Annotated in this window: 15 protein-coding genes; 6 read left to right on the forward strand and 9 right to left on the reverse strand. The window is 70.9% G+C overall.

All coding sequences use genetic code 11. The features are described from left to right. Positions 1–222: 222 nt before the first annotated feature. Positions 223–1,476 carry an ABC transporter substrate-binding protein gene (locus QA634_RS09045; RefSeq protein WP_012331686.1) on the reverse strand — a complete coding sequence of 418 codons (1,254 nt, stop codon included), beginning with the start codon at positions 1,474–1,476 and terminating at the stop codon, positions 223–225. A gap of 237 nt (positions 1,477–1,713) precedes the next feature. Here QA634_RS09045 and secA point away from each other — a divergent pair, with 237 nt between their 5' ends. The 4 genes from secA (at position 1,714) to QA634_RS09065 (ending at position 7,423) form a co-directional block, all read left to right on the forward strand. Beyond that, the gene (secA, locus tag QA634_RS09050) at positions 1,714–4,590 is read left to right on the forward strand and encodes a preprotein translocase subunit SecA (RefSeq protein ID WP_012331687.1); all 2,877 of its coding nucleotides are present in this window, start codon (positions 1,714–1,716) and stop codon (positions 4,588–4,590) included. Between the two features lie 313 nt (positions 4,591–4,903). After that, entirely contained in the window at positions 4,904–5,260 is a 357-nt protein-coding gene (locus tag QA634_RS09055) for a hypothetical protein (protein WP_012331688.1), read from the forward strand. A 175-nt stretch (positions 5,261–5,435) separates the two neighbouring features. Next, positions 5,436–6,782 carry an esterase-like activity of phytase family protein gene (locus tag QA634_RS09060; RefSeq protein ID WP_012331689.1) on the forward strand — a complete coding sequence of 449 codons (1,347 nt, stop codon included), beginning with the start codon at positions 5,436–5,438 and terminating at the stop codon, positions 6,780–6,782. Positions 6,783–7,270: 488 nt separating this feature from the next. Continuing rightward, the gene (locus QA634_RS09065; RefSeq protein WP_265576565.1) at positions 7,271–7,423 is read left to right on the forward strand and encodes a hypothetical protein; all 153 of its coding nucleotides are present in this window, start codon (positions 7,271–7,273) and stop codon (positions 7,421–7,423) included. Positions 7,424–7,434: 11 nt separating this feature from the next. On the opposite strand, the gene QA634_RS09070 is transcribed toward QA634_RS09065, so the two are convergent. The 4 genes from QA634_RS09070 to QA634_RS09085 form a co-directional block, all read right to left on the reverse strand. Continuing rightward, entirely contained in the window at positions 7,435–8,157 is a 723-nt protein-coding gene (locus QA634_RS09070) for an ABC transporter ATP-binding protein (protein WP_012331691.1), read from the reverse strand. Positions 8,158–8,162: 5 nt separating this feature from the next. Next, the gene (locus tag QA634_RS09075; RefSeq protein WP_012331692.1) at positions 8,163–10,202 is read right to left on the reverse strand and encodes a branched-chain amino acid ABC transporter ATP-binding protein/permease; all 2,040 of its coding nucleotides are present in this window, start codon (positions 10,200–10,202) and stop codon (positions 8,163–8,165) included. A gap of 4 nt (positions 10,203–10,206) precedes the next feature. Next, positions 10,207–11,079, reverse strand: coding sequence for a branched-chain amino acid ABC transporter permease (locus QA634_RS09080; protein ID WP_012331693.1), 873 nt, complete (start codon positions 11,077–11,079; stop codon positions 10,207–10,209). Between the two features lie 279 nt (positions 11,080–11,358). Further along, entirely contained in the window at positions 11,359–12,573 is a 1,215-nt protein-coding gene (locus QA634_RS09085; protein WP_043701007.1) for an ABC transporter substrate-binding protein, read from the reverse strand. Between the two features lie 299 nt (positions 12,574–12,872). On the opposite strand from QA634_RS09085, the gene QA634_RS09090 reads away from it, so the two are divergent. Further along, positions 12,873–13,685, forward strand: coding sequence for an ArsR/SmtB family transcription factor (locus QA634_RS09090; RefSeq protein ID WP_012331695.1), 813 nt, complete (start codon positions 12,873–12,875; stop codon positions 13,683–13,685). Positions 13,686–13,943: 258 nt separating this feature from the next. On the opposite strand, the gene QA634_RS09095 is transcribed toward QA634_RS09090, so the two are convergent. Both QA634_RS09095 and QA634_RS09100 read right to left on the reverse strand, forming a co-directional pair. After that, the gene (locus tag QA634_RS09095; protein ID WP_265576566.1) at positions 13,944–14,825 is read right to left on the reverse strand and encodes a hypothetical protein; all 882 of its coding nucleotides are present in this window, start codon (positions 14,823–14,825) and stop codon (positions 13,944–13,946) included. A gap of 184 nt (positions 14,826–15,009) precedes the next feature. Next, a complete protein-coding gene (locus tag QA634_RS09100) occupies positions 15,010–15,510 on the reverse strand; it encodes a hypothetical protein (RefSeq protein ID WP_012331697.1) in 501 nt (166 codons plus the stop codon). Positions 15,511–15,943: 433 nt separating this feature from the next. Here QA634_RS09100 and QA634_RS09105 point away from each other — a divergent pair, with 433 nt between their 5' ends. Then, positions 15,944–16,264, forward strand: a complete 321-nt coding sequence (locus QA634_RS09105) for a hypothetical protein (RefSeq protein ID WP_018261954.1) — start codon at positions 15,944–15,946, stop codon at positions 16,262–16,264. Positions 16,265–16,415: 151 nt separating this feature from the next. Here QA634_RS09105 and QA634_RS09110 read toward each other — a convergent pair whose 3' ends face one another. After that, positions 16,416–17,204 (reverse strand): SDR family NAD(P)-dependent oxidoreductase, encoded by a 789-nt coding sequence (locus QA634_RS09110; protein WP_012331699.1) that lies wholly within the window; start codon positions 17,202–17,204, stop codon positions 16,416–16,418. Then, on the reverse strand, positions 17,201–17,647 hold the full coding sequence (locus QA634_RS09115; protein ID WP_012331700.1) for a cupin domain-containing protein: 447 nt from the start codon (positions 17,645–17,647) through the stop codon (positions 17,201–17,203). The genes QA634_RS09110 and QA634_RS09115 overlap by 4 nt, the downstream gene beginning before the upstream one ends. Positions 17,648–17,661 lie beyond the last annotated feature (14 nt).

Here is a 17,661-nt window from a genome sequence, read left to right on the forward strand (position 1 = left end):
CGATAGCCGCGTGGCCTCACCAAAGTCTTAAGTGCGGACCCGAAGGTACCGTAAACCCGGCGCAAATCTGAGTTTCATCCGCGGAAGGGTGCGATGAATTTCGAGGCAATTTGACCAGTATATGTCCATCGGCCGAGACGTTTGCTGAGCGCGACCTTCCCGGCGACGGCGCCTCCGCGGGAGGCGGCGAGCCGCCTCCCGCGATGACGGGCGCTCCGCGCCTCACTGCGTCAGCGGGCAGCCGCTGTCCTTGGGCGACAGGAACGCCTTCTCGCCGGGGATCGTGGCCAGGAGCTTGTAATAGTCCCAGGGCGCCTTCGACTCGGCCGGCGTCTTCACCTGGAACAGGTACATGTCGTGGACCATGCGGCCGTTCGCCTGCACCTTGCCGCCGCGGCCGAAGAAGTCGTCGACCGGCAATTCGCGCATCTTGCGGGCGACCGCCTCGGTCTCGTCCGTGCCGGCCGCCTTCACGGCCTTCAGGTAGTGGGTGACCGACGAGTAGGTGCCGGCCTGGATCATGCTCGGCATCCGCCCGAACCGGGCCATGTAGCGCTTGGCGAAGCCCCGGGCCTGATCGTCGAGGTCCCAGTAGTAGCCCTCGGTGAGCACGATGCCCTGGGCGGCCTTGAGCCCGATGCCGTGCACCTCCGCCAGGGTGAAGAGCAGGGCCGCGAGGCGCTGGCCGCCCTGGACGATGCCGAACTCCGCCGCCTGCTTGATCGAGTTCGAGGTGTCGAGCCCTGCATTGGCGAGGCCGATGACCTTGGCGCCCGAGCCCTGGGCCTGGAGCAGGAAGGAGGAGAAGTCCTGCGCGCTCAGGGGATGGCGCACGCTGCCGAGCACCTTGCCGCCCTTGGCCTCGACGAACTTCGTCGTGTCGGCCTGCAGCGCCGTGCCGAAGGCGTAGTCGGCGGTGATGAAGAACCAGGTGTCGCCGCCATTCTCGACCAGGGAGCCGCCGGTGCCGACCGCCAGGGCGTGCGTGTCGTAGGCCCAATGGAACCCGTAGGGCGTGCATTGCTTGCCGGTGAGGTCCGTCGTCGCGGCCCCGTCCACGATGGTGATCCGCTTCTTCTCGCGCGAGAGCCCCTGCACGGCGAGGGCCACCGAGGAGGTGGTCAGCTCCATGATCGCGTCGACCTTGTCGGTGTCGTACCACTGGCGGGCGACGTTGGAGGCGATGTCGGGCTTGTTCTGGTGGTCCGCGTCGACGATCTGGACCGGCGCGCCGAGCACGCTGCCGCCGAAATCCTCGACCGCCATCCTGGCCGCCTCGACCGAGCCGCGCCCGCCGAAATCGGCGTAGACGCCCGACTGGTCGTTGAGGATGCCGATCTTGACGACGCCGTCCGAGATCCGGCCCGGGTCGGCCTGCTGGGCGAGGGCGCCCGGGCCGGCGACGAGCCCTTGGGCGGCGAGGAGCGCGAGGCCGAGCGCGGTGGTGCGGGCGAGCGCCCGGGTCAGGGTCCGCATGAGGTTTCTCTCCCGATCGGCGGACCCGGCCGGCCCGCCCTGTCGTTGGCGGCGCCGATAACAGGGCCGCGGGCGCGCCGAATCAAGCGTCCGCGCGCCCTCCGGCCGTAAGCCTTTCGGCGCAGGGCCGACCCGCCCGAGAGGCCCGGTCCCTTTCTGATGCGCGGACGCCTATATGGCTCTATAACGCGCGGCATCACGCTCGCGTCAGACGTTTCGATCGATCGCAGGTCCACGATGCTCGGTGCCATCGCCAAGAAGATTTTCGGGTCGTCCAACGACCGTCGGGTGAAGGGCTATCGGCCCCGGGTCGCGGCCATCAACGCCCTCGAGCCCGAGATGGAGGCCCTGAGCGACGAGGCCCTGCGCGCCCGCACCGACGCGCTCAAGGCCGAGGTCGCGGCCGGCAAGAGCCTCGACGACATCCTGGTGCCGGCCTTCGCCACCGTGCGCGAGGCGGCCAAGCGGGTGCTCGGCCAGCGGCATTTCGACGTCCAGCTGATCGGCGGCATGGTGCTGCACGAGGGCGGCATCGCCGAGATGAAGACCGGCGAGGGCAAGACCCTGGTGGCGACCCTGGCCACCTACCTCAACGCGCTCGCCGGCCAGGGCGTCCACGTCGTCACGGTCAACGACTACCTGGCGCGGCGCGACGCCGAGTGGATGGGCCGGGTCTACGGCTTCCTCGGCCTCAGCACCGGCATCATCGTGCACGGGCTCGACGACGCCGAGCGCAAGGCGGCCTATGCCTGCGACATCACCTACGGCACCAACAACGAGTACGGCTTCGACTACCTGCGCGACAACATGAAGTACGAGCTGGGCCAGATGGTCCAGCGCGGCCACGCCTTCGCGATCGTGGACGAGGTCGACTCGATCCTGATCGACGAGGCGCGCACGCCGCTGATCATCTCGGGGCCGATCGACGACCGCTCCGACCTCTACGTCGCCATCGACGCGCTGATGCCGCGGCTCGCGCGCGAGGATTACGACCTCGACGAGAAGCAGCGCACGGTCTCGCTCACCGAGAGCGGCAACGAGCACATCGAGGAGCTGCTGCGCGAGGCGGGGGTGCTGCGGGAGGGCGACCTCTACGACGCGCACAACATCACGATCGTCCACCACGTGAACCAGGCCCTGCGCGCCCACACCCTGTTCACGCGGGACAAGGACTACATCGTCCGCAACGACGAGGTCGTCATCATCGACGAGTTCACCGGCCGCATGATGCCGGGCCGGCGCTACTCGGAGGGCCTGCACCAGGCGCTGGAGGCCAAGGAGCGGGTCACGATCCAGCCCGAGAATCAGACGCTGGCCTCGATCACCTTCCAGAACTACTTCCGCCTCTACAAGAAGCTCGCCGGCATGACCGGCACCGCCTCGACCGAGGCGGACGAGTTCCAGGAGATCTACAACCTCGGCGTGGTCGAGATCCCGACCAACCGCCCGGTCGAGCGCGTGGACGAGGACGACGAGGTCTATCGCACGGCCGAGGAGAAGTACGCCGCGATCATCGCGGAGATCGACAAGGCGCATGCCCGCCACCAGCCGGTCCTGGTCGGGACGGGCTCGATCGAGCGCTCGGAGCACATCGCGGCCCTCCTGGAGAGGCACGGCTACCGGCCGCTCGACTACAGCAACCTCTCGGCCATGGAGGAGGTCTACGCGGCGGCCCGCGAGGGGCGGGTGACCAAGCGCTTCGCGGTGCTGAACGCGCGCTTCCACGAGCAGGAGGCCTACATCGTGGCGCAGGCCGGCGTGCCCGGCGCCATCACCATCGCCACCAACATGGCCGGCCGCGGCACCGACATCAAGCTCGGCGGCAACGTCGAGATGCGGGTGGCGCAGGAACTCGCCGAGGTTCCGGAGGGGCCGGAGCGGCAGGCGCGCGTCGATGCGATCCGCCGGGAGATCGACGAGAACCGGGCCCAGGTGCTGGCCTCGGGCGAGCCGGCGGATCCGGAGGCGGGCCGCAAATCCGCCCTGCCGGGCGGGCTCTACATCGTCGGCACCGAGCGCAACGAGAGCCGGCGCATCGACAACCAGCTGCGCGGCCGCTCCGGCCGCCAGGGCGATCCCGGGCGCTCCAAGTTCTACCTGTCGCTCCAGGACGACCTGATGCGCATCTTCGGCTCCGACCGCATGGACGGCATGCTGCAGAAGCTCGGCCTGGAGCAGGGCGAGGCGATCATCCATCCGTGGATCAACAAGGCCATCGCCAAGGCGCAGCAGAAGGTCGAAGCCCGCAACTTCGACATGCGCAAGAACGTGCTCAAGTACGACAACGTGATGAACGACCAGCGCAAGGTGGTGTTCGAGCAGCGCCGGGAGTTCATGGCGCAGGAGAGCGTGCGCGAGACGGTGGACGAGATGCGCCACGGGGTCGTGGACGACGTGGTGGCGCAGCACATCCCGGAGGACGCCTATCCGGAGCAGTGGGACGTGGCGGGCCTGCGCGAGGCGATCGGCGCGCAGCTCAACCTCGATGTCCCGGTCGAGGACTGGGCCAAGGAGGAGGGGATCGCCGACGAGGAGATCCGCGACCGCCTGCGCAAGGCCGCCGACGAGGGCTACGCGGCCCGGGTCGAGCGCAACGGCCCCGACCTGATGGCCTACGTGGAGAAGCAGGTCCTGCTGCAGAGCCTCGACCACCTCTGGCGCGAGCACCTCGTGACCCTCGACCACCTGCGGCAGGTGATCGGCTGGCGCGGCATCGCGCAGCGCGACCCGCTCAACGAGTACAAGTCGGAGGCCTTCGAGCTCTTCAACGGCCTGATCGGCTCCCTGCGCGAGCAGGTGACCGGCCAGCTCATGCGCATCGAGATCATGATGCAGGAGCCGGAGGCCCCGAGCCTGCCGCCGATGTTCGCCCAGCACCTCGACCCGGTCACGGGCGAGAACGAGTTCGCGCTGCCGCAGGGCTCCGGCAGCTTCGGCGGCGGGGGCGGTGCCTTCGGCTACGCGGCGCAGGACCTCTCGGCGGACGCGGCGGTGCTGGAGCGCGACCCGACCGACGCCTCGACCTGGGGCCGCGTCGGCCGCAACGAGCCCTGCCCCTGCGGCTCGGGCAAGAAGTACAAGCACTGCCACGGCCGCTTCAGCGGCGAGGCGTGAGCGGCGCGGTCCCGGCCCCGCGCGGGCGCCGGGATCGCCTCGGCGGCCCCGCCTCGCCCGGCTGGGCCGTGCCCTGATGCAGGCAGATCACAGGCGGCCGTGCAGGACGGGAATGCCGCCATGCACCCGGAAATTGCCGCAAAGCGCCACCACGCTGCCGGCATGGTCGCGATGGGCTGGAAGGCGCGTCGCGCCGCGCCGCACCTCCCGTGCGGTTCCCTCTGCTCTCGGCGTTATGTCCTTGGCTTCGTGTCCTTGGCGTTTCGTTAAGCAATCGCCGCCATCCTGCTTGCACCTTTCCTGGAGATCCAGCGTGCGCGCTCTGTCTTCTTTCGGCCTCTCGCGCGTGAGCGCGTGTGCGGCGCTCGTCGCCGTCGTCGCCGTCGCGGCGCCGCAGGCCGCCTCGGCCCGTGACAATGTCGGCGCCGCGATCCTCGGTGGGGCGGCGGCCGGCGTCCTCGGCGGCGTCGCGGCCGGGGCGATCATCAACGGCGCCCAGGCCGCCCCGCCCCCGCCGGTCTACGTCGCGCCCCCGCCGCGCCGGGTCTACGTCGAGGAGCCGGAGCCCGTCGTGGTCCGCCGCCGCGCCCCGGTCTGCCACTTCGAGCGCCGCAAGGTCTGGCTCGACGACGAATCCTTCACCTACCGCCGCGTCGAGGTCTGCGAGTAGGGACCACGGTCACGGCGACGGCGCGAGGGCACCGGCGACGGTGCCCTTTTTCGTGGGCGGAGACGGCCCCGCGGGCCGAGGGGCAGGGGAGGGCGCCGTGTCACGGGCCTGACACCGGCCTCGCGCAGAAGGGCCGCGCCGCGGCCGCCCGGTCGCGACGCCCCGTGAGGTGTCCATGCCCGTCCCCCGTCTCCTCGTCCTCGCGCTGCTGGCCACCTCGGTCCCCGCCCTCGCCGAGCCGCAGGCCTTCCCGGCCGTGCTCGCCGGGCACGCGATCCTGCCGGCCCTGAGCGTCATCCCGGCGCCTGCCGACGCGCCGAAGGATCTCACGGTCTCGGGCAAGTTCACCACCGGCCGCCGCGTGGACGAGGTCGGCTCGGTCGAGGGCCTTTCGATGGGCCACCCGACCGGGGTCAAGCTGCCCTTCCGGGGCCAGCCGCTGCAGGGCCATTCCGGCATCAAGCGCATGGCCGACGGCACCTTCTGGGTGCTGACCGACAACGGCTACGGCACCAAGGCGTATTCGCCGGACGCCATGCTGTACCTGAACCGCTACCGGATCGACTTCGACAAGGGAACCGTCGAGCGGCTGGAGACGATCTTCCTGCGCGATCCCGACCGGCGCGTCCCCTTCCGGATCGCCAACGAGGGCACGGAGAGCCGCTACCTGACCGGCAGCGACTTCGACCCCGAGAGCTTCCAGTTCGTCGGCGACGACCTCTGGATCGGCGAGGAATTCGGCCCCTACCTGATCCGGGCCGACCGCAGCGGCCGGGTCAAGGCGGTGATCGAGACCAGCGTGGCCGGCAAGCCCGCCCGCTCGCCCGACCACTTCGCGGTCACGACCCCGCCGGTCCCGACCGCTCCGGTCGTGTTCACCGTGAAGCGCTCCAAGGGCTTCGAGGGCATGGCGGCCTCGCCCGACGGGCGCTTCCTCTACCCGCTCCTGGAGGGCCCGCTCTGGGACGCGGACGCCAAGGATTGGGAGAAGACGGACGGCCGCGAAGATCTGCGCATCCTCGAATTCGACGTCGCGGCCGCCTCCTGGACGGGCCGGTTCTGGACCTATCCGCTGGAGCGCAACGGCCACGCGATCGGCGACTTCAACATGATCGACGCCGCGACCGCGCTGATCATCGAGCGCGACGACGGGGAGGGGACTGCCGACAAGGCCTGCCCGGCGGGGGAGAAGCGGCCCGACTGCTTCTCGGTGCCGGCGCAGTTCAAGCGCGTCGTCAAGATCGAGATGACCGAGGCGAACCGGGGCGGCCCGGTGCGCAAGATCGGCTTCATCGACCTGATGCGGATCGCCGATCCGCACAAGCGCGCCCGCAAGCCGCTGACCGACGGGGTGCTGGCCTTCCCGTTCTTCACGATCGAGAACGTGGACGTGGTCGACGACCGGCACATCGTCGTGGGCAACGACAACAACCTGCCCTTCTCGGCCAGCCGCGACCCCAACCGCGCCGACGACAACGAGTTCGTGCTGCTGGAGGTGGCCGAGTTCCTGAAGGCGAAGTAGCGGTCGTAGGCGCGACGGGCGGCGGGCCCGTCGCGCCTGGCCCGGCTTTCTCGACATGCAGCAGTGCGAGAGCGTGGGGGTGGGGAGCCGTCCGAGGTCTCCGGAATCGTCGCGACCGGAGACCTCGTCCGCCCTCATCACAAAATGACGGACGCCGCGCCGGCCGGGTCTGACCTGGTGCGGATCGAGAGTATAAAGCTTCGAGATTTCGGGACTTTCCGCTGCGCGGAGACCGGCTATATCGCAAGTTATGCCGTCTTCGCGGGGTCGAATGATGTCGGAAAGTCGAAACCGCTCGATGTCGTGAGATTTGTCCGCGATTGTCTCATGCGACATCGGCGGTCGAACGCCGCGTCGTGACTTGCGTCCTCGATATCGGCGAGCCGGATCGCGGTTCGATCGTGGCCCGCGAGAGCTTGCATTACGCCCGCCACGTCGGTGGCCCTTCCCAGGAGTTCCTGAGATTCGGCTTCCGCAAAGGAGATTTCGTGACCAACGAGAACGAGGTGACCGGGGACGCGACCTCGGTCCATCGTGATCGCCAGAAACTCGATGAGCCGGACTTCCAGGCCTTCCTGGAAGCCCTGGATTGGGCCGTTGCCGGGGCGAGGGGCCTGCTCGGCACGGCCGAGCGGGCCTGACCCGCGCCGCCTCAATGCCCCCCGCCCAGATACGCCGCCCGCACGGCGGGGTCGGAGCGCAGCTGCTCGGCCGGGCCCTGGAAGCGGATGCGGCCGTTCTCCAGCACGTAGGCGTGGTCCGCGACGGCGAGCGCCGCCATGGCGAATTGCTCGACGAGGAGCATCGTCACCTGCTCCTCCTTGAGTCGCCGGATGGTGCGGAACACCTCCTCGACCAGCTTCGGCGCCAGACCCATCGAGGGCTCGTCGAGGAGAAGGATCTCCGGGCGCAGCATCAGGGCGCGACCCATGGCCAGCATCTGCTGCTCGCCGCCCGAGAGCGTGCCGGCGAGCTGCGCCCGCCGCTCCTTGAGGCGCGGGAAGAGGGCGTAGATCCGGTCCCGGTCGGCGGCCACGTCCCCCTTCGGCCGCGACCCGGTCAGCCGCGGGAAGGCGCCGAGCGTCAGGTTGTCCTCGACGGTGAGCGTCGGGAAGACCCGGCGCCCTTCGGGCGAGTGGGCGAGCCCGGCCCGGGCGACCTCGTGGCTGTCGAGCCCGCCGATCTCGCGGCCGTTGAGGCGGATCGAGCCCGCCCGCGGCTTGATCATCCCGGAGAGCGCCCGCATCGTCGTGGTCTTGCCGGCCCCGTTCGAGCCGATCAGGGTCACGACCTGCCCCTTCGGCACCGCGAAGGTCAGGCCGTGCAGCACCTCCACCTGGCCGTAGCCGGCGGCCAGCCCCGTGACGTCGAGCATGCGCGCTACTCCGCGGCGTCGGCAACCGGGCTGCCGAGATAGGCTTCGATGACCTTCGGGTCGGACTGGACCTCGCGGGCGTTGCCCTCGGCGATCTTGTGGCCGAAATCGAGCACGCTGACGCGGTCGCACAGCCCCATCACCACGTCCATGTGGTGCTCGATCAGGATGACGGTGATGCCGGCGTCCCGGATCTTGCGGATGATCGTGGTCAGTTCGGCGATGTCCGGGGCGGTCAGGCCCGCCGCCGGCTCGTCGAGGAGGAGGAGCACCGGGTCGAGGGCCAGCGCCCGGCCGATCTCCAAGAGGCGCTGCTTGCCGTAGGGCAGGTTGCGCGCCTCGACCTGCGCCAGGGCGCCGAGGCCCACGAAGTCGAGCATCGCCATGGCGCGGGCGCGCGCCTCGCGCTCCTCGCGCCGCCGCCGGGGCGTCGACAGGATCGCGTCGAACAGCGTGCCCTGGAAGCTGTGGTGGAGCCCGACCAGCACGTTCTCCAGGGCGGTCATCTCGCGGAAGAGCTGCACGTTCTGGAAGGTCCGCGCCACGCCCGCGAGCGCGATCTCGGAGGGGGTGCGACCGTCGAGGCGGTTGGCGCCGGCCAGCACCACGGCCCCGTCGGTCGGCTGGTAGATGCCGGTGAGCACGTTCATCATCGTGCTCTTGCCCGAGCCGTTCGGTCCGATCAGGCCGTGGATCGTGCCCGGCCGCACGGCGAGGTCGACGCCCGCCAGCGCCTTGAGGCCGCCGAACTGCATCACGGCGCCCTCGACCCGGAGCAGCGGATCGGTGCCCTCGCGGCCGCCCTGGCGGATCAGCGCCTCGCCCGCGGCCGTGAGCAGCCGGCCCTCGCCCGTGTGGGCCGGGCGCAGGAAGGGCAGCTTCTCGCGCAGGTAGCCGACGATCCCCTCGGGCAGGTAGTAGACCACGAACAGGATCATCAGCCCGAAGACCGTGAGCCGGTAATCGGTCACCGACTGGAGCGCCAGGGTCGCCGGGAAGAAGGCGATGCAGAGCAGGGCCGGCACCAGGAGGGCGAAGCGGTTCTCCCGGCGGCGCAGGAAGGCGACGGCGAGGATCGCCACGGCGAGCGCCGCGATGCCGCCCGCCATCATTCGCACGAGTTCGATGTCGGCGAGGATGTTCGGCATCATCACCACGATGGCGGCCCCGATCAGCGGCCCCGAGCGCGACTTGCGCCCGCCCATGGTCACCGCGAGCAGGAACAGCACCGTCAGTTCGAAACCGTAGGTGTTGGGGGCGACGTAGCGCTCGGACCACGCGAAGAGCGCGCCGGCGAGGCCCGCGAGCCCGGCCGAGATCACGAAGGCGTAGACCTTGTAGCGGTAGACGCTGACGCCCATGCAGTCGCAGGCGATGGGCGAGTCGCGCAGGGCCTCGAAGGCCCGCCCGAAGGGCGAGCGCACCACCCGGTTCACCACCAGGATGGTGAGGAGCAGGCAGGCGCAGACGAGGTAGTAGAATTCGAGCCGGCGGCCCGCCGCCCCCCAGGGCGAGGACAGGCCCAGGAGCGAGAAGTCGAGCACGCGGGCCGGCGGCAGGGTGATGCCGAGGGGCCCGTTGGTGAGATCGGTCATCTCGTTGATGAAGATCTGCACGATCGTCCCGAAGGCGAGGGTCACCATGGCGAGGTAGGGGCCGCTCACCCGCAGCGCCGGGATCGCCAGCAGCAGCCCGAACGCCGCCGTGACGCCGATGCCGGCAAGGAGCCCGAGCCAGATGCCGAGCTTGAACTTGAGGAACAGCACGGCGGCCGCGTAGGCGCCGACCCCGAACAGGCCCGCATGGCCGAGGGAGACCTGGCCCGTGTAGCCGACCACGATGTCGAGGCCGAGGATCAGGATCGCGTAGATCGCGATCACGGTGACGAGGTGGATGTAGTACTGGCTGCCGACGAGGTGCGGGAAGGCCGCGAGTCCCAGGATCAGCAGGGCCGCGCCCAGGATCCCGGCGAAGCGGCCGAGGCCCGGGGCGGCGGGCGGCGCGGTCTCGCGGGCGAGGACCGGCGCGGAGGCGGACGGCGCCATGACGTCAGACCTTCTTGATCACCGCCTTGCCGAACAGGCCGACCGGCCGCACGGCGAGGACGAGGAGGAGCAGGATGAGGCCGGGCACGTCCTTGTAGCCCGTCGAGATGTAGAAGCCCGTGAGGGTCTCGGCGACGCCGAGGATGAGCCCGCCCACGATGACGCCGAGGCCCGATTCGAGGCCGCCGATGATCGCCACCGCGAAGGCCTTGAGCGCCAGCACCGAGCCCATCGTGGCGCCGGTCAGCGTCACGGGCGCGACCAGCACGCCCGCGAAGGCCGCCGTCATGGCGCTGATCGCGTAGGAGAGGGTGATGACCTTGCGGGTGTTGATGCCCATCAGCCCCGCCGCGTCGATGTCGTTCGAGGTGGCGACCACCGCCTTCCCCCAGATCGAGCGGCGGTTGAACAGCTCGACCGCCAGCATCATCAGCAGCGCGCCGGCCACGACCAACAGCTCCATCGGCAGCACCCGCACGCCGCCGAAGGTCAGGGCGGCCTCGGGCAGGGGCGAGGGGAATTTCAGGTCGTCGCGGCCCCAGATGTTCTCGGCCACGTTCTTGAAGATGATGCCGAGCGCGATGGTCGCCATGATCCATCCGTACTCGGACTTGATCTTCACGGCCGGGCGCACGCCGAGCCGCTCGACCAGCGCCCCGAGGGCGAAGCCGAAGACCAGCACGAGGGGCAGCATCAGCCAGTAGCCCGTGAAGGGCACCAGCGTCAGGCCGAACAGGGCGCCGAGCATCAGCGCCTCGCCCTGACCGAAATTCAGCGTCTTCGACGTCGCGAAGGTGAGCTGGTAGCCGAAGGCGATGGCCGCGTAGATCATGCCGACCGCGACGCCGCTCGCCACGAGCTGCAGGAAGATGTGCATGGGGGACCCCGGGGGAGGCCGTGAGGCATGTGGCCAGCGCGGAGATCCGCGCGGGGCCGTGCGATCGGTCGGCTGGGAAAGGGCGCCCCGGCGGTACGGCGCGGGGCCGCTCCGCCGAGGCTTGCGTCTTCGCATCGTCGTCGTCGCCGAACCGGTGACCGCCTCGGCGGACGACGCCTGGAGCATTGTCCGACGAAGCGGATGCCGGTCCGTCGAAGACGAGGCGGCAGGATCGAAGATCGAGACCTGCGCCCGGTTGCAACGTGATCGGGCGTTGCTCTAGTTCGACGCCTTCTCCTTCATGCGCACGACGCCCGCGTTCTTGGCGTCCTCGTCCTTGGCGTAGACGATGCGGCCGTCCTGCACCTTGCCGAACACGACCATGTTGCGGGTGATGGCGTTGTGGTCGGTCTTGGTGAAGGGGTGGTCGTAGGTCGTCACCACGCCCTCGACCTTCTCCTTCAGGTCCTCCAGCGCCGCGCGGATCTTCGGCCCGTCGGTGCCGCCGGCCTGCTTGATCGCCGCGGCCAGCAGGTAGACCGAATCGTAGCCCTGCGCGCCCGCCACCGGGGTCGGGATCTTGGAGACCTTGTAGGTGGCGTAGTAGCCCTCGAGGAAGGCCTTGCGCCGGGGCAGGGTCTTATCCTCGATGAAGGTCTGGGGCATGGTCACGCCGTTGCCGTTCGGCCCGGCGATGTCGATGAAGCTCTGCATCGAGGACGGCCACGAGGTGATCATCGGCACCTTCCAGCCGAGCTTGGCCATGCCGTTGGCGATCTGGCCGAGTTCCGGCCCGATCCCGTAGGCCAGGATCACGTCCGCGCCCGCCGCCTGCGACTTCAGCAGCTGGGGCGTCATGTCGACGTCCTTGATGTTGAATTTCTCTACGGTGACCGGGGTCACGCCCTTGGTCTTGAGATATTTCTCCAGATCCTCGCGCCCGAGCTGGCCGTAATTGGTGGAATCGGCCAGGATCGCGATCTTCTTGAAGCCGCGGGTGATCGCCTCGTCGGCCATCATGCCGGCCTGCAGCACGTCGTAGGCCGAGGTCCGGAACACGTAATTGGCGTCGTAATCCGGCGGGTTGAACTGGTTGGTGATGATCGTGCCGGTCGCCACGTTGTTGATCACCGGGATCTCGGCTTCCTGGTAGAAGCGCTGGGCCGCGAGCGCCACGCCGGTGTTGATGAAGCCGAGCGTGGCGACGACCTTCTCCTTGTTGATCAGTTCCTGGGCGACCTGGGCCCCGACCTCGTTCTTGGCCTCGTCGTCGCGCTCGACGATCTGGAGCTGGCGGCCGAGCACGCCGCCCTTCTGGTTGATCTCCTGCACCGCGAGCCGCACGCCGTCGCGCATCGACACGCCCATCGACGAGGATCCGCCCGTGAAGGGCCCGGACACGCCGATCTTGATGGGGTCCGCGGCCCGGGCCGGGCCGGCGAGGATCGTCGCGCAGGCGAGCGCCGCCGCGAGGGCGGTGACGGGCAATCGCATGAGGGTCTCCTCCGAGGTCGCTTCTTTGCTTGCCGGCCCGTTGGGATCGGACCTTGGGGCCGGGATGAAACGGGAATTGGCAGCGCTTGTCGACTGCGTCTTTAGATGTAGACGCTGGGGCCCGAGGCGTCCCGCGCGCCCTCGCGGCGCGCGACAGCTTGCGGATGTCACGCGCCGCGATGCACGCCCGCGGCGAGAACTCCGCGGGCGCAAGCAAAGCCGCCGGCGGCGCGGCGCGGGGCCGGGCGGCCGACTCCCCGGCCTTGACAGGTGACCAAGAAGTCACATAACCACGCGGCATGGATCGGGTCTTCGAAGCTCTGGCGCATCCGGCCCGGCGGGCGCTGCTCGATCTCCTGGTCGCGCGCGACGGCCGGACGCTGGCCGACCTGCACCGGAACGGATCCGCCCCGATGACGCGGTTCGGGGTGATGAAGCACCTGCGCGTGCTGGAAGAGGCCGGCCTCGTGACGGCGCGGCGGCACGGGCGCGAGAAACTCCACTACCTCAACCCGGCTCCCATCCAGCAGGTCGCGGACCGCTGGATCAGCCGGTTCGCCGCGCCGTTCGTGCGCACCATGGTCGACATCAAGGATCGGCTCGAAGGCAGCGATCCGCAGCACGGGAGATCTCCTGCGATGACCGAAGCGGCCCCGCGCCACGTCTACGAACTCTACATCGCGGCGACGCCGCAGGCGGTGTGGGACGTGCTGACGGACGACGCCAAGACCCCGCTCTACCAGCACTTCAACATGACCTCGCGCACCCAGTGGCGGGTCGGGGGCGCCATCACCTTCCTGATGGGCGAGCGCCCGGTGATCGTCGGCGAGATCGTCGAATTGTCGCCGCCGGGGCGCCTCGTGATGAGCTTCCACGCCCGCTGGTCGCCGGAGGTCGCCGCCGACGCGCCCTCCCGCGTCACCTGGGAGATCACCCCGGCGGGGCCGAAGGCCTGCCGGCTGAGGCTGATCCATGACGGCTTCGCCGGGGACACCGCCACCGCGCGGGCGGTCACCGCGGGCTGGCCCGAGACGCTGTCGCGCCTCAAGACGCTGATCGAGACCGGCACGCCCCTGGAGGTCGAGGCCGCCTACGCGCCGGCCGCCGGGTAGCGGGCCGGCACGGCGCAGGCCCGCTCACCTCCACGCGCCCGCCTGGAGCAGCGCCCGGTCACGGTGCAATCGGGCGCAGGTCTCGATCTTCGATCCTGCCGCCTTGTCTTCGACGGACCGGCATCCGCTTCGTCGGACAATGCTCTCCGCATCATTCGCCGAAGCGGTCACCGGTTCGGCGGCGAACCGAAGGACCGCGTCGGCGAGAAACGCCGCGAAGCCAAGAGACCCAAGCAGAAGTGCCCCATGCCATTCTGCTCAGGGGGCGGCCTTGCCCGCCTCGTCCTTGGCCGGGACCTGGGTGATGCCGCCGATCACCCGGACCGGACGGTTGCCGGAATCCGGCGGGGTCTTCCAGCCGGGATCGGCGGCGGGCGCGTTCGCCGCGACCGCGGGCTTGGCGGGCTCGGGCGCGGCGTCGCGCTTCAGGGCCGGCCTCGGCTCGACGAGGGCGGCCGGGCTCTCGACGGGCTTCGGCGCCGGCTTGGCGGTCCTGCGCGGCGCCGCGGGGCGGCGGATTGCGGGATTGTCGGGATTGAGTCCGAGCGGGTTCGCGTCCCGCGCGGCGCTCGGGGTCGGCGCCGGGCGCGCGGCCTGGGGCAGGCTCCGCTCGGGCTGCGGCAGGGGCCGGGCGGCGAGGCGGGGCTCCTCCGGCAGCGGCCCGCCGCGGCCGTAGGACGGGATGCGGGGAAGCGGCACGACCTCGGGGTCCCGCGGCAGCGGCCGGCCGAGGTCGCCGGGCGGCGCGATGCGGGCCTCGGCCTCGGTCCAGCCGTAGCCGGGGCGGCGCGCGCCCGGGACGATGCCCGGCGGGTAGAGGGGCGCCTCGATCCGGTCGCGGTCGAGCACGCGGCCCGAGCGCGCATCGACCGTGAGCCGGACCCGGTTGCCCCAGGGCGAATCGGCATCGAGCGTGTAGGTGTCGCCGTCGAAGCGCGGATGCGTGAAGCCCCGGTAGCCCTCGCGGCCGAGCCGCGCCAGCACGGCGCGGGGCGCGAGCACCGCGTCCACCTGCTCGGCCTCGTAGGAGACCTGCGCGCGGGCGGGCGAGGGCGCCGCGACGCCGAGCAGGGCGATCAGGCCCGCGAAGGCGAGCGCGGCCGCGGGGGCCGCGCTCCGAGTCGACCGCAGAGCGATCATGTCCCGCATTCCCTTGGTTTCGGGGCGGTGGGGTTCTCTCCCCGCATCCCCTTGTGCTCGGACCCGGCGAGTTAGACCTGCCGATTGGGGCGGGAATGCGGGGAGATCGCGACGCGCGTCCTCCCGCGGTCCCGCGCGGGCGGGGCCGCGGGAGACGCATCGCGCGGGACCGCGCCGGACGGCGTCAGAAGGCGCCGTCGCCGAAGGGCCGGTAGCGGCGAATCCCGGGCGAGCGGCGCGGCCCGAACGGGCGCTCCGCCTCGGGCGGGCGGTAATCGGCGCCCGGATGTCCCCGGCCGGGCCGGTACTCGGCACCCGGATGGCCCGCGCGCGGCCGGTACTCGGCGCCGTGCCGGTGGCGCCCCCGGGAGCCCGCGGCGCCGTGCCCGCCGAACTCGCCCCGGCGGATCCCGCCGCGGCCCGGCGCCCGCGGGCCGCCGTGGTGGCCGCGGCGAAAGCCGCCGAATCCGCCGCGGAAACCGCCGAATCCCCCGTGATAGCCGCCGCGGAAGCCGCCCCAGCCGCCGTGGAAGCCGCCGCCGTGGAAGCCGCCGCCGTGGAAGCCGCCGCCGTGGAAGCCGCCGCCGTGGAAGCCGCCCCCGTGGAAGCCGCGCGCCTCCGCCGATGGCATCGCGGCGAGGCCGAGGCCGAGCACGGCGAGTGTGATGATGACCGATCGGATCATGCGCTGTTCCAGACGTCTCCCGGACTTCCGTGTTCTGTCAGGCTGGCATCTCGGACGGATCCGTCGAGCGTCTTCAGCTGGACTGGTTAACCGGGCGCCGGTCGCGCGCTCCCGGGCGATGCCCCGGTGATCGCTCCGGCGCCCGGCGCGGCGCCGCGCGTCGCCTCGATTGCGGTCGAGCGGCGTCGCGCGACGGCGCACGGTCGCGCCGCCCGCTCCATCCTGTCCGCGCGCCCGTCGCCGCGATCTCGCCCCGATACGCTGGGACATCTCCGGCGATGCCCTGACGGACTCCGTTATGATCCCCAATGACTCAATTTTACTGAAGTTTAAGGTTTCATTAACACATCGTCACCCGTTTGGATGATGGCAGAATTACCCTGCCGTGATTTGATCACACGAGGTGATCGCAAGTCTGGACCATGAAATGGGGATGAAACCGTCCATCTGCACTGCCGACGATCGGGCCGGCGCGGCGAAACGCTGGGGCGCTCCGGCCGGGTGGGGGCGGGGGAGCCTCACGCGCCTCGCGCCCGGCGTGATCGCGCTCAGCCTCTCGCTGCTGACCTCGCCGGTCTCCGAGATCGTGCGGGACCGCTCGCCGCGGCAGGGGGCGTGCGAGGCGGCCCTGCACGATGTCGGCCTGCGCGAGGAATACGCTCATACCGACCCGCTCCTGATCGAGCAGACGATCGGGGACGAGGACGCGCTCCAGAGGGACCTCGACGCCCTGACGGCCGGCTGCCAGTCCTAGCCGCCTCGCCTCGTCTGGCCGACGCGCGACCGGCAGCGCTCCCGCGACGCGTCGGGCCATCGCCGCCTTGAGGGCAGGCTCCGCCCGGACCGCGCCGCCCCGCTTGGGCCGGCTCCGGAGCCGGCGCGAGGGGGGCGCGCCGGAACCGCGCTCACTCCCGCGCGCCCGCCGCCCGCCTGAGCGTCGGCAGCCCGATCCCGGCGGCGTCGAACCCGCCATCCACCGCCAGGATCTGGCCGGTCACGTAGGCGGCCCGCGGACCGGCGAGGAACAGGATCGCCTCGGCGATCTCCTCCTCCAGCCCGTAGCGGTTGAGCGGCACCGCGTCGTGGTAGTCGGCGCGGATCGCCGGGCTGTGCACGGCCTTCGCCATGGCGGTGTCGACCGGGCCGGGGGCGACGGCGTTGACCCGGATGCCGAGCCCGGCGAGCTCGACTGCCTGCTGCTTGGTCAGGTGGGCGAGCCCCGCCTTGCTGGTTCCGTAGGCGACGCGCAGGGTCGAGGCGCGCAGCCCCGAGATCGACGTGATGTTGACGATCCCCCCGCCGCCCGTGCGGGCCATCACCGGCGCGGCGGCCCGGGCGCAGAGGAACGGCCCGGTGAGGTTCACCGCGAGCACGCGCGCCCACTCGGCCGGGCTCGTGTCGAGGAGCGGCTTGAACACCGCGACCCCGGCATTGTTCACCAGGGCGTCGAGCCGGCCGAAGCGGTCGGCCGTGGCCGCCACCGCCCGCTCGACCCCGGCCTCGTCGGAGACGTCGCAGGTGAGGGCGAGGACGCGCTCGGGCGCGTCGAGCCCCGACGCGGCCGCGGCCAAGCCCTCGGCGTCGATGTCGAGGAGCGCCACCCGCCAGCCGTCGCGCAGGAAGAGCCGCGCCGTCGCGAGCCCGATGCCGCGGGCGGCGCCGGTGACGAGGGCGGTGCGGGCGGGCTCGGTCATGCGGGATCTCCGGAGGGGGATGGCGGCGCGTTGCGCGCCATGAAGGTTTCGGGCGAGCCCTGCGCCGCGTCCACGAAGACGACGTCGGTCGGTGCCCGGCGCGGCGTGTCGATCGAGAGGAAGACCACGGGCTCGGCCAGGATGCGCGGCAGGGCGTGCACGGTGCCGCGCTCGAAGACCAGCAGGTGGCCGGGCCCGAACTCCGCCTCGGCCGCCGGGTCGCCGATCCAGAAGGTGCCCCGCCCCGAGACCACGTAGAGGTACTCGTCGCATTCCCGGTGGAAGTGCGGCGGCGTCGGCCGGTAGACGCGGAAGACCCGCGCGCTCGCCGCCTCGCGGTCGGTCAGGTAGGTGTCGGCCAGCATCGTCTCGGCGGTGGCCGGCAGCGCCAGCGCCTCCGCGATGATGTCGAACCGGCCCGTGGCGGGCGTCCTCTCGGCCATCGTCTCCTCCCGCG

Origin of the sequence: Methylobacterium sp. CB376, from assembly GCF_029714205.1 — a bacterium.
Classification (GTDB): domain Bacteria; phylum Pseudomonadota; class Alphaproteobacteria; order Rhizobiales; family Beijerinckiaceae; genus Methylobacterium.

Coding starts and splice junctions, on each gene's coding strand:
- QA634_RS09045 (WP_012331686.1), bottom strand. CDS start 1,476: ATGCGGACCCTGACCCGGGCGCTCGCCCGCACCACCGCGCTCGGCCTC.
- secA (WP_012331687.1), top strand. CDS start 1,714: ATGCTCGGTGCCATCGCCAAGAAGATTTTCGGGTCGTCCAACGACCGT.
- QA634_RS09060 (WP_012331689.1), top strand. CDS start 5,436: ATGCCCGTCCCCCGTCTCCTCGTCCTCGCGCTGCTGGCCACCTCGGTC.
- QA634_RS09070 (WP_012331691.1), bottom strand. CDS start 8,157: ATGCTCGACGTCACGGGGCTGGCCGCCGGCTACGGCCAGGTGGAGGTG.
- QA634_RS09075 (WP_012331692.1), bottom strand. CDS start 10,202: ATGGCGCCGTCCGCCTCCGCGCCGGTCCTCGCCCGCGAGACCGCGCCG.
- QA634_RS09080 (WP_012331693.1), bottom strand. CDS start 11,079: ATGCACATCTTCCTGCAGCTCGTGGCGAGCGGCGTCGCGGTCGGCATG.
- QA634_RS09085 (WP_043701007.1), bottom strand. CDS start 12,573: ATGCGATTGCCCGTCACCGCCCTCGCGGCGGCGCTCGCCTGCGCGACG.
- QA634_RS09090 (WP_012331695.1), top strand. CDS start 12,873: ATGGATCGGGTCTTCGAAGCTCTGGCGCATCCGGCCCGGCGGGCGCTG.
- QA634_RS09095 (WP_265576566.1), bottom strand. CDS start 14,825: ATGATCGCTCTGCGGTCGACTCGGAGCGCGGCCCCCGCGGCCGCGCTC.
- QA634_RS09100 (WP_012331697.1), bottom strand. CDS start 15,510: ATGATCCGATCGGTCATCATCACACTCGCCGTGCTCGGCCTCGGCCTC.
- QA634_RS09105 (WP_018261954.1), top strand. CDS start 15,944: ATGAAACCGTCCATCTGCACTGCCGACGATCGGGCCGGCGCGGCGAAA.
- QA634_RS09110 (WP_012331699.1), bottom strand. CDS start 17,204: ATGACCGAGCCCGCCCGCACCGCCCTCGTCACCGGCGCCGCCCGCGGC.
- QA634_RS09115 (WP_012331700.1), bottom strand. CDS start 17,647: ATGGCCGAGAGGACGCCCGCCACGGGCCGGTTCGACATCATCGCGGAG.